The organism is Streptomyces sp. DT190 (genome assembly GCF_049846985.1).
GTDB lineage: Bacteria > Actinomycetota > Actinomycetes > Streptomycetales > Streptomycetaceae > Streptomyces.
Genome location: NZ_JBNCNM010000030.1, coordinates 1 through 13,211, shown reverse-complemented (window position 1 = coordinate 13,211; position 13,211 = coordinate 1). Strand labels below are relative to the sequence as shown.

At 67.3% G+C, this 13,211-nt stretch carries 17 protein-coding genes; 8 read left to right on the top strand and 9 right to left on the bottom strand.

The window, feature by feature from the left end; all coding sequences use genetic code 11:
• Positions 1-109: 109 nt before the first annotated feature.
• The 3 genes from ACPXCS_RS35380 to ACPXCS_RS35370 all read left to right on the top strand — a co-directional run bounded on the left by ACPXCS_RS35380 (position 110) and on the right by ACPXCS_RS35370 (position 2,108).
• Entirely contained in the window at positions 110-940 is an 831-nt protein-coding gene (locus tag ACPXCS_RS35380; protein ID WP_413093302.1) for an SDR family oxidoreductase, read from the top strand.
• Positions 941-1,078: 138 nt separating this feature from the next.
• Complete coding sequence (locus ACPXCS_RS35375; protein WP_413093301.1) at positions 1,079-1,570, top strand: hypothetical protein; 492 nt, start codon at positions 1,079-1,081, stop codon at positions 1,568-1,570.
• 256 nt (positions 1,571-1,826) lie between these two features.
• Positions 1,827-2,108: an HU family DNA-binding protein gene (locus tag ACPXCS_RS35370; protein ID WP_413093300.1), complete on the top strand. Its 282-nt coding sequence runs from the start codon at positions 1,827-1,829 to the stop codon at positions 2,106-2,108.
• A gap of 84 nt (positions 2,109-2,192) precedes the next feature.
• Here ACPXCS_RS35370 and ACPXCS_RS35365 read toward each other — a convergent pair whose 3' ends face one another.
• Positions 2,193-2,393: a helix-turn-helix domain-containing protein gene (locus tag ACPXCS_RS35365; protein WP_413093299.1), complete on the bottom strand. Its 201-nt coding sequence runs from the start codon at positions 2,391-2,393 to the stop codon at positions 2,193-2,195.
• 123 nt (positions 2,394-2,516) lie between these two features.
• Positions 2,517-2,954, bottom strand: coding sequence for a hypothetical protein (locus tag ACPXCS_RS35360; RefSeq protein WP_413093298.1), 438 nt, complete (start codon positions 2,952-2,954; stop codon positions 2,517-2,519).
• Positions 2,955-3,301: 347 nt separating this feature from the next.
• Between ACPXCS_RS35360 and ACPXCS_RS35355 the strand changes: the two genes are divergently transcribed.
• Positions 3,302-4,006, top strand: coding sequence for a RapZ C-terminal domain-containing protein (locus ACPXCS_RS35355; protein ID WP_413093297.1), 705 nt, complete (start codon positions 3,302-3,304; stop codon positions 4,004-4,006).
• Between the two features lie 328 nt (positions 4,007-4,334).
• Here ACPXCS_RS35355 and ACPXCS_RS35350 read toward each other — a convergent pair whose 3' ends face one another.
• From ACPXCS_RS35350 to ACPXCS_RS35340, 3 genes are all read right to left on the bottom strand, one after another.
• Positions 4,335-4,979, bottom strand: a complete 645-nt coding sequence (locus ACPXCS_RS35350) for a hypothetical protein (protein WP_413093296.1) — start codon at positions 4,977-4,979, stop codon at positions 4,335-4,337.
• A 285-nt stretch (positions 4,980-5,264) separates the two neighbouring features.
• On the bottom strand, positions 5,265-6,056 hold the full coding sequence (locus tag ACPXCS_RS35345; protein ID WP_413093295.1) for a hypothetical protein: 792 nt from the start codon (positions 6,054-6,056) through the stop codon (positions 5,265-5,267).
• Between the two features lie 129 nt (positions 6,057-6,185).
• Complete coding sequence (locus ACPXCS_RS35340) at positions 6,186-6,707, bottom strand: hypothetical protein (RefSeq protein WP_425823955.1); 522 nt, start codon at positions 6,705-6,707, stop codon at positions 6,186-6,188.
• Positions 6,708-6,979: 272 nt separating this feature from the next.
• Here ACPXCS_RS35340 and ACPXCS_RS35335 point away from each other — a divergent pair, with 272 nt between their 5' ends.
• The gene (locus ACPXCS_RS35335; protein WP_413093293.1) at positions 6,980-7,582 is read left to right on the top strand and encodes a hypothetical protein; all 603 of its coding nucleotides are present in this window, start codon (positions 6,980-6,982) and stop codon (positions 7,580-7,582) included.
• 121 nt (positions 7,583-7,703) lie between these two features.
• Here the strand turns inward: ACPXCS_RS35335 and ACPXCS_RS35330 are convergent, their stop codons facing one another.
• From ACPXCS_RS35330 to ACPXCS_RS35320, 3 genes are all read right to left on the bottom strand, one after another.
• Positions 7,704-8,417, bottom strand: coding sequence for a hypothetical protein (locus tag ACPXCS_RS35330; RefSeq protein ID WP_413093292.1), 714 nt, complete (start codon positions 8,415-8,417; stop codon positions 7,704-7,706).
• A 214-nt stretch (positions 8,418-8,631) separates the two neighbouring features.
• Positions 8,632-9,090, bottom strand: coding sequence for a hypothetical protein (locus tag ACPXCS_RS35325; protein ID WP_413093291.1), 459 nt, complete (start codon positions 9,088-9,090; stop codon positions 8,632-8,634).
• A gap of 166 nt (positions 9,091-9,256) precedes the next feature.
• Positions 9,257-9,721: a DUF3592 domain-containing protein gene (locus ACPXCS_RS35320; RefSeq protein ID WP_413093290.1), complete on the bottom strand. Its 465-nt coding sequence runs from the start codon at positions 9,719-9,721 to the stop codon at positions 9,257-9,259.
• A gap of 106 nt (positions 9,722-9,827) precedes the next feature.
• Here ACPXCS_RS35320 and ACPXCS_RS35315 point away from each other — a divergent pair, with 106 nt between their 5' ends.
• On the top strand, positions 9,828-10,208 hold the full coding sequence (locus tag ACPXCS_RS35315) for a hypothetical protein (protein WP_351867215.1): 381 nt from the start codon (positions 9,828-9,830) through the stop codon (positions 10,206-10,208).
• A 91-nt stretch (positions 10,209-10,299) separates the two neighbouring features.
• On the opposite strand, the gene ACPXCS_RS35310 is transcribed toward ACPXCS_RS35315, so the two are convergent.
• Positions 10,300-10,707 (bottom strand): hypothetical protein, encoded by a 408-nt coding sequence (locus ACPXCS_RS35310; RefSeq protein ID WP_413093289.1) that lies wholly within the window; start codon positions 10,705-10,707, stop codon positions 10,300-10,302.
• 389 nt (positions 10,708-11,096) lie between these two features.
• Between ACPXCS_RS35310 and ACPXCS_RS35305 the strand changes: the two genes are divergently transcribed.
• The gene (locus ACPXCS_RS35305) at positions 11,097-11,771 is read left to right on the top strand and encodes a hypothetical protein (RefSeq protein WP_413093288.1); all 675 of its coding nucleotides are present in this window, start codon (positions 11,097-11,099) and stop codon (positions 11,769-11,771) included.
• A gap of 588 nt (positions 11,772-12,359) precedes the next feature.
• Positions 12,360-12,710, top strand: a complete 351-nt coding sequence (locus ACPXCS_RS35300; RefSeq protein WP_413093287.1) for an SH3 domain-containing protein — start codon at positions 12,360-12,362, stop codon at positions 12,708-12,710.
• Positions 12,711-13,211 lie beyond the last annotated feature (501 nt).

Here is a 13,211-nt window from a genome sequence, read left to right as displayed (position 1 = left end):
GCTCCTCACCCCGGCCGAAAGCCTGCACCCTCCGGGAGTAGAGGCGGACCCTTATGGCTCCAGGCGAGATTCCGGGTCGGGACGGCGATGGATCCTCTACGGTCGCGCCATGACTGTTCTGATCGTCGGCGGCAGTGGACTCCTCGGGGCTGAGCTGGTCCGCCAATCGACAGCAGCGGGGCACACGACTGCCGCGACCTTCGCGTCCAGGCCCGGCAGCGTCCCGGCCGCAACGTGGCACGAGCTGGACCTTCGGAACCCTGACCGCCTCGAAGCCGTGATGACGGAGGTGAGGCCCAGCGTCGTGATCAACGCCACCAGCAGTGACGCTGACTGGACAGTCACAGCTGAGGGCCCTATCCGCTTGGCCATGGCTGCGGCCCAGCACGACAGCCGCCTCGTCCACGTTTCCAGCGACGCGGTGTTCTCCGGCCTGGGCCGCGTTCACTACAACGAAGCCTGTGATCCTGACCCGCTGACCCCGTACGGCGCCGCAAAGGCCGCGGCGGAGACAGGCGTACGCCTCCTGTACCCGGCTTCCGTCATCGCCCGCACCTCCCTCATCATCGGCGGCACCGGATCCGCACATGTGCGCATCGTCCACGACCTCGCGGCCGGCCGCCGCGACGGAGCGCTGTTCACCGACGACATCCGCTGCCCCGTGCACGTCAGCGACCTCGCCGCCGGCCTACTGGAACTCGCCGCCACCGACGCGCGCGGCGTACATCACCTTGCGGGCGCCCACGCCGTTACCCGATACGAGCTCGGCGTTCTCATCGCCCGCCGCGACCGACTCGACCCCTCCCGACTGCCACAGGGTCTGCGGGCGGACACGACGCTTCCCGGGGCGCTCGATGTCCGCCTCGACAGCCGCCGTACCCAACGAAAGCTCCGTACCACCCTCCGCGGCGCCCGCGACTTCCTTGCCCCCAGCGTCTGAACGTCGACCGTGCGTCTCCGTGGCGTGAAACAGCGCTCGGCGGCCGATGCGACTCCACCCCCAGAACCACCAGCCGCTCGACCTGCATAGGGTGCTCCCTACTTCCCCGAAACGCCGATCCGACCTGACGGAGCCCGTGTGTCTTCCCCTCCCGAGCACGAGCGTGCAGAGATCCTGCTGCCAGCCATGGCCCGCGCTCTGGGCCGCATCCGGTACCTCGCCAAAGACCTCGCGGACATCGCCGACGTGTTCGACGACATGGACCAGGCCATCGCCGCCGGCATCTCCATACCCGTTGAGGAGGTTCCGGAGATGACCGGCACGGCCGAGTCCCTCAGTGAGAGCGAGCGCGCCCTGGACGCGCTCTTGTCCCGAGCGCTGCTGAAACTGCCGGAGGGCCTGACGGCCGGGCTACCCGAGGACCACTTCGACATAGCAGCGGAGCAACAGTTTCAGACCTCTTGGCAGAAGGCTGCCGAGGCCATCGCCGCCGGTGAGCTGAACCAAGCCACCCAGGTACTCCAGCACACCCCTTACTCGGCGCTCGCGCGTATCGAGGAAGGACTCGCACACTGGGCGCACTGCCTGCATGCAGCGGAGTTCCGACGGAACCCGCCTGAGCGCACCTGATGTCCTCCTCGACGGACAGCTATCCGCTAGCCATGACGTGAGGGCAGGTCCGCCGCCACCGAGAAACCTCCCTTGTGTTGACCACGGTCATCCTGCCTTTCGGCGGCGTGGTCTTCGTCTCGCGGTTCTCAGCTGGGCGGCCGGTCCGGCTCGGCACGTCGACTACGTTCCGTTGTCAGTGCCGGATGCGAGGATGGCGACACCCCGGCCGAAGCACCTGCTGGCTGGGGACGCTCAGAGACTCTGGAGTAACCGCATGAACCGCAGTGAGCTGGTGGCAGCGCTCGCAGGCCGGGCCGAGGTGACCCGTAAGGACGCTGACGCTGTTCTGGCAGCCTTCGCCGATGTCGTCGGTGACATCGTCTCCAAGGGCGACGAGAAGGTCACCATCCCCGGGTTCCTGACCTTCGAGCGCACTCACCGTGCCGCTCGCACTGCCCGTAACCCGCAGACCGGCGACCCGATCGACATCCCGGCCGGCTACAGCGTGAAGGTCGCGGCCGGTTCCAAGCTGAAGGAAGCCGCCAAGGGCAAGTAGCGGTCATCCGCAGCGGGGCCCCCACCAGGTGGTGGGGGCCCCGCTGCCTGCGGACTGGCTTCAGTCGACTTCCTTTCCAGCCCGCTAGGCGGTCTTCTTCCGGAGAGCTCCACCTCGGCTGCGCATGGTCGTCTGGGCTTCGCCGAGCAGAGTATGGACGAATCCGTACGACTTTCCCTGCTCGTCCGAGATGGCTCGGACCGAGGCGCCGGCCTCGTACTTCTTCTTGAAGTCGGCGGCGAGCTTGCGTCGCGTATCGCCAGTGATCTGCTTCTTCTTCTGCATGATCGGAGACTCTCTTCGCTCACGGTGTTACGGCGTCTGCCCGACGAGCATCGCCCTGGAGCCCAGGGGAAGCGACGGTCTGCGAATTCTGCGTGGAGAAGGGGACACGGGCGCGTGTTCACCTCAGTCTGAGCGGCCGGTGCGCTCCATTTCCGCGAGGTAGTCTGCGAGCGCCTGGGCGGCGGTGGTGCGCATGACCCGAACGTGGGGAGCAGCCTGCTCGGCCAGGCGCAGCGCAGTCTCAAGATCGAACTGGTGGCTGGCAACCCAGGCGTCACGTCCTGCGTGGTAGTCGTCCCGTTCGGCGTCGGTAACCGGCTCTCGGTCGCCTCCAGGCCACTGGTACCCCCAGGACCACTTCCCGTCGACGCCGAGGGAGCACAGTTCGTTGCGGATGACTCGATAGCGTCCGGATCCGTTGTACTCGACGGTGATGGTGAAGGCGTCCCGGTCGGGCGCTTCTTCGGGCAGCAGGTTCACGGAGAACCGCGTCGGCCGGACGACGGGCCGGCGCTTTTGCGGGGCTGCTGCGGGTGTCTGTTGATCGGGGGCTGTGGACATGCAGTCGATCGTCACGCTCGAGGTGGCCAGACACCCAGCGACCGCGAATCCAAGGTGCGGCCGAGGCACGGCGCCGAGGAAGATGCGAGCAACTTGGCGCGTCCACCCGTATTCGGCGCAGCCTCACGATATCGACAGCATGAGAGGCCGAGCACCAGCGCGGGGGGGTTGCGCAGATGGTCTCGGCCTCTGCTCGCAGACTACGTCTAACCGGCCAATAAGCGACAGTCCTTTTCGGGTGCCAGTCCCGTCCGGGGCCGCGACCGGGCGGAGCGGTAGACGAGAGTGGCAACAGGCAACAAGGACAACTCCCTCCCCGGCCCGTGAAGCGTCGGAACACTGAGCTCATGACTCTGCACGCCTTACGCGGCCACGCCCGTCCCTCCGGGTTCATTCAGTCGGTGATCACCTCGTACGGAGAAGGTCATCATGACGCTCCGAGTGGCAACGCCCTTCGCGTAGACGCCCGTCCGCTCCGTAACCCGCCTGACGACCCTGCCGTCCGTGAGCGCATGCTCCGCTCCACCGGCCTGGACCCTGAGGTACGTCACTACGTTATGTCCACGCGCGGAGCAGACCAGCTCGTCGACCGCAGCGTGCAACGCACACTGGCTCTCCTCCGGCTCCCAGCTCCGCCCCGCGGACAGCTGCACCGCGTCGATGTCCATGTCCTCTGTGAGGGCGGCCGGCACCGATCCGTTGCACTGGCCGAGGAGATATCCACCCAGCTGCAGGCCGTGGGCGTCGGGTGTGAGGTCGAACACCGCCACATCGATCGGCCCGTCCTGAAGCGGTGGGGTCCCCAACTGACGGAGCACGAGGCAGCAGTCCTTCACCTGCTGGCCCGGGGATACTCGTACACCGAGATCGCTACCGCGCTCCGGGTGCGCTCCCAGACGGTCGGCCTCCTCGTCGCCAGGCTCCGAGGAGCACTTCGAGCCCGGAGCGCGGCGCACGCCGTCGCCGTCGGTTACGAGACCGAACTTCTGCCGGCTCGACCTCGCGCGGGGGCCTTGCGGCGGTCATCGAGCGACGGAAGCGATTGTGAATAGGGGCTCCAGTACGGAACACTGGCCGTGTCGGGCGCCGACGACGTGGGTGTTGGATCTCATCGAGGGTCGGCCCGCCAGGCGCCCGACACCACCCTGACACGCGTGCCGTACGTCCCCATCGTCGATGTACGGCACGCCGTTGAGTTCAAGGTCAGTCGGGACGCCGGACCAGTCTCCTCATGGTGCTTCTCGACGGCGGCCAGCATGCCTTCGAACAGGCGCTCGTCGTGAGGCTCGCCGAACACCGGGACAGCACGGGGGGCGATTCTGCTCCCCGGAAGAGGCGTCGAGGGCTGAAGCGGCTCCTGAGAGCCTCGCTGCCGGGCGTTTACTGGGCGTGCGCCTGGCCGGTGGTCGAAACCCCGCCATGTCCCCAGTGGATGGTCACGTCGATGGTGAGGCCTGCGGTGTGCGGATCCAGAACGGGTTGTCCCGGGAAGGACTGGTGCATCTCCAGCGCCTCGTGGACAGCGGATTCGACCACCGCGGTGCCGGCGCACAGCAGCATTGCCGTTTCTGGGCAGTATCCGGCTGCGTGAAACTCGAGGGCTCGGAAGGTTCGCAGGGGGAAGGCGATCACCCCCTGATCGTGGGAGATGGGGCTGAGACTCGCGTTGTATCGCCTGGGCTTTGAGGGGTTCTCCCGGTCGTGGCAGCCGATGTAGAGGTAGGCCCGCTGCTCGGCGAAGGCGAGCTGGTCGATGCAGTAGGAGGTCTCGGGGTGCAGCCACGTGCCCGTCAGATGCCATGTATCGACCAGCTCGTACCACAGCGGGTGCCACATGTTGTAGAAGGCTTCGTCGAGGGGCGGCGCGTCTTCCAGGGGCGGGTCGGCGGGCAAGGCGCGGCAGGGGGCCTTGCTGCGCCACAGGGGTGTGGCTGGCCCGTCCAGAAAGGCCACGTCGACCCCCGTGACGAAGTGGCCCAGGGGTATGTCCTTCCAGAAGAAGTCGTTGAGCCACTGTTCGACCATGGCTGCTCCGTGGACAGCCCACGGCGTGCCGGTGGGATCGAGCCCTGGCCCGTGAGCAGAGACGACAGCGTTGCTCACAGCACTTCGTCCTGGGGCGGGCGGCGGGGGACGAGCAGATTGAAGGGAGTGGGAGGCAAGTCCAGGCGCGGGCCAGCGTCGTCTCCGGCGTACCGGCCTCCGCAGGAGCAGAAGCTCCCCTCGTAGACGAAGCAGTGTCGGAAGTGCCTTCCGTGAGGGTGCCCCGGAATGGTGTTCATTCGGTTCATCCTTTCGAACAGCAATCGGTCAGATGGGCTGGGGGAGCGGAGGGCCGGGCACGTACGTCGGCCGCGGCTGGGGCGCGTGGTGGCCGTTCGGCTCCAGAAGGAGCTGCGCATGTTCGCTGGGTGCAAGTCGTTGATCCGCCAGTTCCCAGACCTGCACCCGCTGCGCATCCCCGACTTCCAAGGTCAAGACTCCCTTGGCGCCTGCGATGAGGGAGGCCCCCAACGCCGCGGTGAAACGCTCCCGGTCCCGATCCTGGACCCCCGGCTTCGGCCCAGCCTCTACCGCGAGCGAGTATGCGCCGAGTTCGAGACCAGCGGCCTTGGCCACCAGGGTGACCAGGCCGTACGCAGCGGTCGACGGTGCACCCCCGTGCACCTCATCGATGAGGGCGTGTAGGACGCGGGCAGAGCAGTCCCTGGCCCAAGCCTCCGCTTGAGGGCCAAAACGGGACTGTGCCGCACCGAACACCTTCCGGCAGCGGATCATCATGGCCCACGCCGACTGCTCCCTGCGCATCTGCCGCAGCATCGCCTCTGGCGACTCCCCAGCGAACGGCCACAGCGCGTCCACCGGGTGCAAGCGGTCCGCGTACGCGTCGAAGCCAGCCTTCGAGCGAGGGTCCAGCCCTACGTCGTTACAGGCGCGGACGTAGGCGAAGTCGACCAAGGGTGCCAGCAGAGGCTGTTCGCCTCTTGTCAGAGCCTTCTCCGCCCGAGCATGCACACTGCGCCAGTACAGGGAGAACGGCTCACCGCTGCCGCGGGCTTCCGGTACGAAGGCGAGATCACGCTCGTCGACGGCAACCAGCATGCTGGCGCGAGACTCTCCCCGCTCTTGAGTCCTCATGACTCGGGCACCCCCTCCTCACGGGCAGAGTCCCTCCCCGCCCGCGAGACCACTCTGCTCTATCCGGCCGGATGCAGGGAACGACGGCGAGAACTAGGCCGAACGCCAGTCGCTGTCGAGGAGGAGCTCGGCCTCGGCCCAGGGGCCGTCGTATGTCGGCGGACCGAAGAGGAGCGGGGAACCGGAGTCCGCGCTGCCCCGCAGCAGCTTCGTCCAGTCGTCCCATGTCTCAAGGTCCGCGCCAGCGGCGCCGAAGCGGCCCCCCACGACCGCGCGTACGAACTTGCTACTGCTCCTGTCGAGCACGGCCAGGGCCGCCCTCGTCTCCAGAGCACTGACAACCCACCCGGTTGACGCGAGCTTGTGAGCGCTGATACCCAGAGGCGCTACGGGATGCCATGAGAGGAAGCGGCGGTGCTCGTCGACGTAGGCACGCAGGGCGTCGTCGAGTGCGAACACGGGCAACCCCAGCTCCGCGGCAACGCACTCATGCTCGCGGCCCTTGATGAACGCCGGCTGCTGGGGGACACCGTTGACGATGTGCATCATGTGCAGATCGATCATGCTCAACGCCAACGCGTTGACCTCGGACTCAGCCAAGGGGAGATGGTTCACGGGTACTCCTTATGGAAGCTGGTGCGGCTGGGTGGCAAGGAAGTTGCACGCGCGGTCGGCGTACTCAGGCGCATCCGCCCGACACTCTTGCCGCCCACCACGAGACCCGAGAAGTCGCGAGGATGTCGTGCCGTCGCGAATTACACCTGCGGGCCTGACCCGGCTGCCTCTGGACCTTCGACCCGGTGGACCGGGGGCCGGCGGGGCGCGGGCCGCCCGCTGGCCATGCTCGGGGGTCCAAGGCACAGGCGTGCCGGACCTAGGGTGATCGCATGCAAGATGACCTGGACATCTGCGAGGGCCAAAGCTCGCTGTTCGACCTGCCAGCTGCTGATGAGATGCCGGACGGCGGATGGTCGTACGAGGCGTACGTCCACTTCCTCGGCGCCCCGGACATCGCAGCGCTCCCCGGCAACCTCGAGCGATCTGGCACGGCCACTTGGGAGTGGCTGACCGGCGCTGCTCGCTGGCCCGGCGCACCGGGCGGCGCCGTACTCGTCTCCATGCAGACCGAGGAAGACATCGCTCAGGCACTGTGGGAAACGGTCGAAGCCCTGGAGGAGACCGGGCTTCGCATCACCGAAGTGCGCGACGTCTTGCGGGTGGCCTCCCCGGCCGCCGAGGCCCAGCCGGAGAACGAAGCCGCCGCCCTGGTGAACAACAAGCTAGGGCGGCGGCCTGGGCGCGAACTCCTTGTCGAGCTGGAAGACGCGCGGAGTGCCTGGCTCGAACGGGCCGGCATCACCCTCGAACGTGGTCTGGAGCAGACAGCGCAGATCCGGATTTGGTGGGAGCAGCACCCTCTTGGTGATGACGGCTCCTCCCAGCTGCGGACGCTCACCGACGTCTATGGCCGGTTCCTGGAAGGCATCTGACACCCTCCCTCGCCTTGTCGCAGGGACGTGGGCGTCAGCTGTCTGAGTCCCACGGACTCAGACAGCTGACGAGGGCCGGCGGCTCAGCGTGGTCGCATCTCGACACGACCTACGACTGCTCTTAGCCCAGATGCAGGTCCACGACGAGACGATGGCCTTCCGTTGGACGGAGAAGTGCACTGAGTGCACCCAGAGCCCGGGCCAGTTCCCCGTCGTCCAGGTCGACCGCCTCGTTCGGATCGTCCTGCCCCTCGGCGTAGAGCTCCACGTCCTGGCCGACGAAGCCGGCGTGGCTCATTCCCAGCTTCGTCTCCACAGCCTCGAAAACGGCGATCGTGTAGCGGTCTCTGCCCGGCGCGAGGGTGCGTACCCGACGGGCGGCTACCCGGCGCCACGCGCTCTCTTCCGCTGCTGCAGCGCTCTCGCGGATCGCGGTGAGCGTCTGCGGGTCGAGAAGGGGGAGCAGGGCACGGATTGCCCTGGTGTGCTCCCCGCGCCGTGCCGCTTGCAGGGCGACTTCAGCACAGCACTCCGACCGCCAGCACATGCATCGCTGGCAGTCCGAGCAGTCCTGAGCCCGGGGGCAGCCGCATCGGCAATCGAAAGCCCGGCAGCCAGGCTTGTGGGTGCTCTGTTCCGGCCGTGTGGGCACAGGGTGATCGAGTTCGGTCAGGTCACGATGTGCCTCTACGATGCCGGCCGAAAGGGGCAGGCCGTCGCGGGCCAGCATCTCAGCCACATCGGTGCACGCCTGCCGCCATAGGGCGCGCGCGTACGCCTCTATCTGTTCGCCGGCGAGCAGAAGGAGACGGTCGACGGGGTGGCTCTCGCGCATGGTTCTCCAGTCGGTGCAGTGTGAATCTGCCCGTCCTGAGGTGGCCGGGCAGCCGCCGACCGGTCGGTCCCGTAGAAGAGCTACCGGTTCCTGATCGACGTCTGCGCATCCCACGGCGTCAAGGGGGTGCGGTGCGAGGAACTGCGAATCCTGACGGCGTCAGCCTGGAGCGCCACCGGCCAACCACGCCCGCACCGACATGGTGAAGAAAGGTTCAGCGTGCCGGGCAGCGACCGCAGGAGCAGGGGTTTGTGGCAGCGGCGACGTGAGCCTGACGAACGGCGGAAACCGCAGCGGCGTACGACGATCGGACATATGTGCTCAGGTCCGTGGGCCCGTACGGCGCCTGGTCCGAGCCGTGGCGGCGGGCCAGGTTCGCTGCGTAGAGGGTGTTGACGGCTGCGTGCTCCAGAATCGTGGCGGTGCGCAACGCCGCTGAATCGCTGGTCGTACGCAGGTGTCTCACTGCCTCGAACAGGCTCATGGCGATGTGCCCGCCGTGCTCCCGGTCAGGGTTGAACGCTTGATCAGTGAACGGCTCGACGGTCTCGGCGATCCATCCGGCCAGGGCATCGCGAAGCTCGGCGAGGGCGCGGGCAGGTGACAACTCGTGCGGTTGGGCGCCGAGGTCAGCTTCATCAGCGGGGAACAAGTGGGCCCTGTAATCGAACATGCGGTTGTGGAGGTCCTTCAGATGTGGCTGCCCGGCGGAACGTGCCAGCCAGAGTCGGAGGCGTCAGGCGAGTGCCCAGTGCGATCGTGACAGTCAATCCGGCCAGTGGGTCAAAGGGGAGATGCTGCGAATTCCCGGAGGGTCGCCCTCTCTCCAGCCCTCCGGTTCAGAGCCTGTTTGACCAGGCCCCGAGCAAGAACCCCAAGCCGATCACGACGAATAGCACACCCTGGGCGACGAAGAGCCACCAGAAGCCGTTGCCCTCAGCAGGGAGCATCCAGCGTGACGGATCCTTCGGGTCGTAGCGGAGATCGACGCGAGCACCGACGGGGAGGGCCTTCTTCTTGGGGCGAGCTATGTCCGCCCTGGTCTCCATCGCTTCGCCATCGCCCGTGCTCCATGCGATGACTGGGTAGTACACGGCGGTCCCGGAGCTACGGCTGGTACTCATGGAGTCCGCGCCTGGTGCGATACGAGCCTGCTCATGGCGGGTCACCACACCCCGCGCCGCCGAGCCTTCCTGAAGCAGGCGCCGAGTGCGTCGAATCTTGAGGGACGCAACGACGCCGACAGCAGCTCCCGCGGTCGTGAAAAGCAGTGCGGCAAGGCATAGGCCCTGGGAAGGAGACATAGGCTTCATGATCGCGCACCGAGCGGACAGGACAGCGGGCGATGGTGTCCGCTTTCACCGGCACAGTCTTGGCGACAGTTCGTCCCGCTATGAACAGGAGCAAGCCGTGCCAGTGCCCCACTTCATCAAGCGCTCCCTCCCTGTCGCTCTGGGAAGCGCGCTCGCGGTTGCCGCGATCTCCGCCACGCCCGCGTCCGCAAGCTCCGGCTGGTGGTACTCCAGCGGCAACGGCGCCTCGGGCTACTACAACCACGTCAACGGCAGGGTGACGGCCTGCGACATCAAGACCGACGGCTACAAGGCGGCCGTCCAGATCCTGAGGATGGACGGCTCGGTGATCACCACCGTCACCGACTCCTACAACAACGGCAGCTGCTCCTGGCGGACCCCCACCCTGTTCGAGGGCCGCCACAAGATCCGTGTCTGCGTTCAGAAGAGCGGCGCGCGCCCTGTGAACTGCAGTCCCGCGCACGAGTTCAGCGTCTGAGCGTCAGCCTGCTGGGCCTTGGGCCTACCGAGGCGGAGAGCTGACCCACACAGCGGCCGGGCACGGGCCCTGGCCGTGCCCGGCCGCTGCTTCAAGCCCGTGCCCTCGTGACGACTATGTGGAGCTCGTCGTCTTCATGGGCGGGCGGCGTGAGTTCAGTGAGTGCATCCAGCGATTGCACCACCTCCGGGTCGTTCCTGGAGTCGTAGGACGCGAGGGGGACGTCCTCTGCGCCGGAACTGCTGCCCAGGAAGGTCACCTTCTGATCGGACCACTGGGGGCCGTTCTTGCTGTCCTCCGCCTGGAACACCACCGTGCACGCGGCCGGAACCTTCTCCGCCGCCCACTGGGCGAGGTAGTCCAGGTGAGCACGCTCGGCGGCGATACCCGCAGCGTGCCAGTCCTCCAGGAGCGTGTGCCGCGCGGCGGCAGAGGGCAGGGTGGCTTCGGCTGCCGTCCCTCCGGAAGGGGGAATCGATCCGGGATTCAGGCTGGTCATCGGGGCTCCTGTGGGCTGGGGAAGGCTGGGCAAGCCTCAGTAGAACGGGCGAATGCCGTACATCCCAACACCGTGCGAGATTTTCTGCCCAGGGCCTGTCCTTACCGCCGATGAGAGCGTTGCTCCGGCATCTACTCGGCTCCCAGGCCTCCGTCGGCCCCGCGGGCCGGCGTGTACGACACCACCCACAGAGCAGCTGCTCAGGGCGTAGAAGCCGGTGTCCGGTCTCGTTGGCACTCTCGGGACACGACCTTCAACCAGTCGCGTCACCGTGCGAATCGAGTTGGTGCCCCATGCCTGTTCTTGCAGCTCAACAGCCTGTGACCGCAGCGGCGGCCACCACACAACCCAATCGGTCCGCCAGAGCGTTCGGCCGCGTCCTGCGTGCCTTGGCGCAGCTGGGCGCCGACATCGAGCACCAGGTCGCCGACATCGCACACTCTGCCGGGCTGCGCCCCGGCCATGCCTCCCGCCTGCTGCTGACTGCTGTCGAAGAAGGCTTTGCCGAACCCGGCGAGCGCTACGGCACCTACCGGTTGACCTGCGACGCCGCAGTCCTGCTCGGCCCTGCCCCAGTGCGGACCAGCACTCCAGAGATCACCGAGACGCTACGCGCCCTGCACAGGGACACGAACCTGGCGACGGCGTGGCACGTCCCAGGCTGGCGTCCTGGGGCGGGCCTGCACCTCGACCTGGTCGACGTGGTCAGCCCCCGGCTGGCGCTGCGCCTCGACGCCGCCCAGCAGGATGGAGACCTTTCCCGGACAGCCGCCGGCCGGATCGCCCTGGCCTTCCTGCCGCCGCAGATGACCAGCACCGCCGACGGCCGGCCCCTGCGCTTGTGCGAGGACCTCGCGCGAACCGTGACGAGCAGCAGAATCGCTGCCAGTCGCACGAGCTCCACCCACAGCCTGGCAACCGCGGTCCTTCGCGGCGACGCTCTGGTCGCTACCCTCACCGTCACCGGCACCCCCGACCAGTTCACCGACGACCTCATCGTCCAGGAACACGCGGTTCTCCTACGCCGCGCCGCGGCGCGCAGTAGCCAGTCACGTGCCGCCTGACCAACCGGGACACGTCCGATTCCCCGTACCGGAGACAACACCCGGAGGGGTAAATCTCCAGGGCGGGAATTGCAGCCGCACGCCCGCCTTCCGCTTCCTACTGTGGCGCCACCCTCATCCAGAGGGTCCGCCAACAGGAGGTGTCATGCGCTCCATCCGTAAGACCTCGGTCCGTCGTCCCTGCCGGTTCTCCCGACCGGTCTGACCCATCGGCACACGCCGCGATGCAGGCGGCCGGACCTCTTCAGGTCCGGCCGCCTTCGCGTGTCCCTCCCGTGCAGTTTCGTCCACCTCGCTCCTGACCGAGCCCCAGTGCCCACCGTGAGCCCGAACGCACCGTCCAGCCTGCGTAGGCCGACTTTCACAGTGTCGAAGGAGGAATCGTGACGTCGAAGTTCCTGAACCTGCCTTGGCCCGACTCGAACCGTCGCCGAGGTCTGCAGCCTGACCATCCCGACCGGGAAGGTCCGCCCCCAACTCCAGACGGAGGGAACACCGGCCGGCCTGCCGAAACCTCCGACAGGACAGCCCGGCCCGGTACAGGAATCCCTGCTCAGCCCTAGGCAATTCGGCGACGAGAGGACATCCGTGAAACTGACGCAGAAGCTCAGCCGTACGACCAAACTGGCCGCCGGGGCCACTGCCGCCCTGCTCATGGTGCCAGCGCTCGCCGGGACAGCCCAGGCGAGCACCGCCGCCGTCGGCACGTCCGCCTGCGGAAAGACGTATCCCAAGGGCTACTGGTGGACATACCCGACGGAGAACGTCAACCTGCGGAGCGGTCCGGGGACGAAGTACACCTCATACGGCCTGATCCTCAAGTACGAGGGCGTCGAGGTGAAGTGCAAGGCGAAGGTGGCCGGCTGGATGCGGGTCTACGTCCTGAACGGCCAGATGAAGGGCCGAACAGGGTGGGTTGCCAGCAAGTACATCGACTGATCACCAAGCGCAGCTCACGACGAAATACGCCCGCAGCCATGTGGCTGCGGGCGTTTCCTGTTCAGGCTGGCGGGCTGCTCGCCCTCCATGCGGTGGTACTGCGTTCGAGGTGCTCCGATCACGACGGATCGGCGAAGATCATGACGTCTGCGTGGACGTCCGCCATGCTCAGGTAGTCGGCTCGCTGATGAACAGGGCAGACCAGCACCGAGACGATGTCGGTTCCCTGGCGGCGCACGACCCGCTGCGCTCCGCGCAGCGCACTGCTCTTACGTGTGTAGGAGCCTCCGACGAACGCGGTCCGGGTTGTGTGGTTGACGACTATCTGTGTATGCGGCTGGCCTTGCATCTTGCTGCCTCTCGGAGTCCTTGGGACGGGCGGTACCGGTTCGTGGGGGGGGGGCCCCCGCCGGGGGGGGCCCCCCCGCCGGCCGTCGTCACGGCCCGGACGGCGGGCACGGCGCCAGCACCAGCATCGTGACGTCGTCGCGTACGTCCGGG

Bases quoted from the DNA above. Each gene is read 5' to 3' on its own strand.
- ACPXCS_RS35365 (WP_413093299.1), bottom strand. From the start codon at position 2,393: ATGCAGAAGAAGAAGCAGATCACTGGCGATACGCGACGCAAGCTCGCC.
- ACPXCS_RS35345 (WP_413093295.1), bottom strand. From the start codon at position 6,056: ATGCTGGTTGCCGTCGACGAGCGTGATCTCGCCTTCGTACCGGAAGCC.
- ACPXCS_RS35355 (WP_413093297.1), top strand. From the start codon at position 3,302: ATGACTCTGCACGCCTTACGCGGCCACGCCCGTCCCTCCGGGTTCATT.
- ACPXCS_RS35380 (WP_413093302.1), top strand. From the start codon at position 110: ATGACTGTTCTGATCGTCGGCGGCAGTGGACTCCTCGGGGCTGAGCTG.
- ACPXCS_RS35310 (WP_413093289.1), bottom strand. From the start codon at position 10,707: ATGACCAGCCTGAATCCCGGATCGATTCCCCCTTCCGGAGGGACGGCA.
- ACPXCS_RS35335 (WP_413093293.1), top strand. From the start codon at position 6,980: ATGCAAGATGACCTGGACATCTGCGAGGGCCAAAGCTCGCTGTTCGAC.
- ACPXCS_RS35325 (WP_413093291.1), bottom strand. From the start codon at position 9,090: ATGTTCGATTACAGGGCCCACTTGTTCCCCGCTGATGAAGCTGACCTC.
- ACPXCS_RS35370 (WP_413093300.1), top strand. From the start codon at position 1,827: ATGAACCGCAGTGAGCTGGTGGCAGCGCTCGCAGGCCGGGCCGAGGTG.
- ACPXCS_RS35360 (WP_413093298.1), bottom strand. From the start codon at position 2,954: ATGTCCACAGCCCCCGATCAACAGACACCCGCAGCAGCCCCGCAAAAG.
- ACPXCS_RS35350 (WP_413093296.1), bottom strand. From the start codon at position 4,979: ATGGTCGAACAGTGGCTCAACGACTTCTTCTGGAAGGACATACCCCTG.
- ACPXCS_RS35320 (WP_413093290.1), bottom strand. From the start codon at position 9,721: ATGTCTCCTTCCCAGGGCCTATGCCTTGCCGCACTGCTTTTCACGACC.
- ACPXCS_RS35330 (WP_413093292.1), bottom strand. From the start codon at position 8,417: ATGCGCGAGAGCCACCCCGTCGACCGTCTCCTTCTGCTCGCCGGCGAA.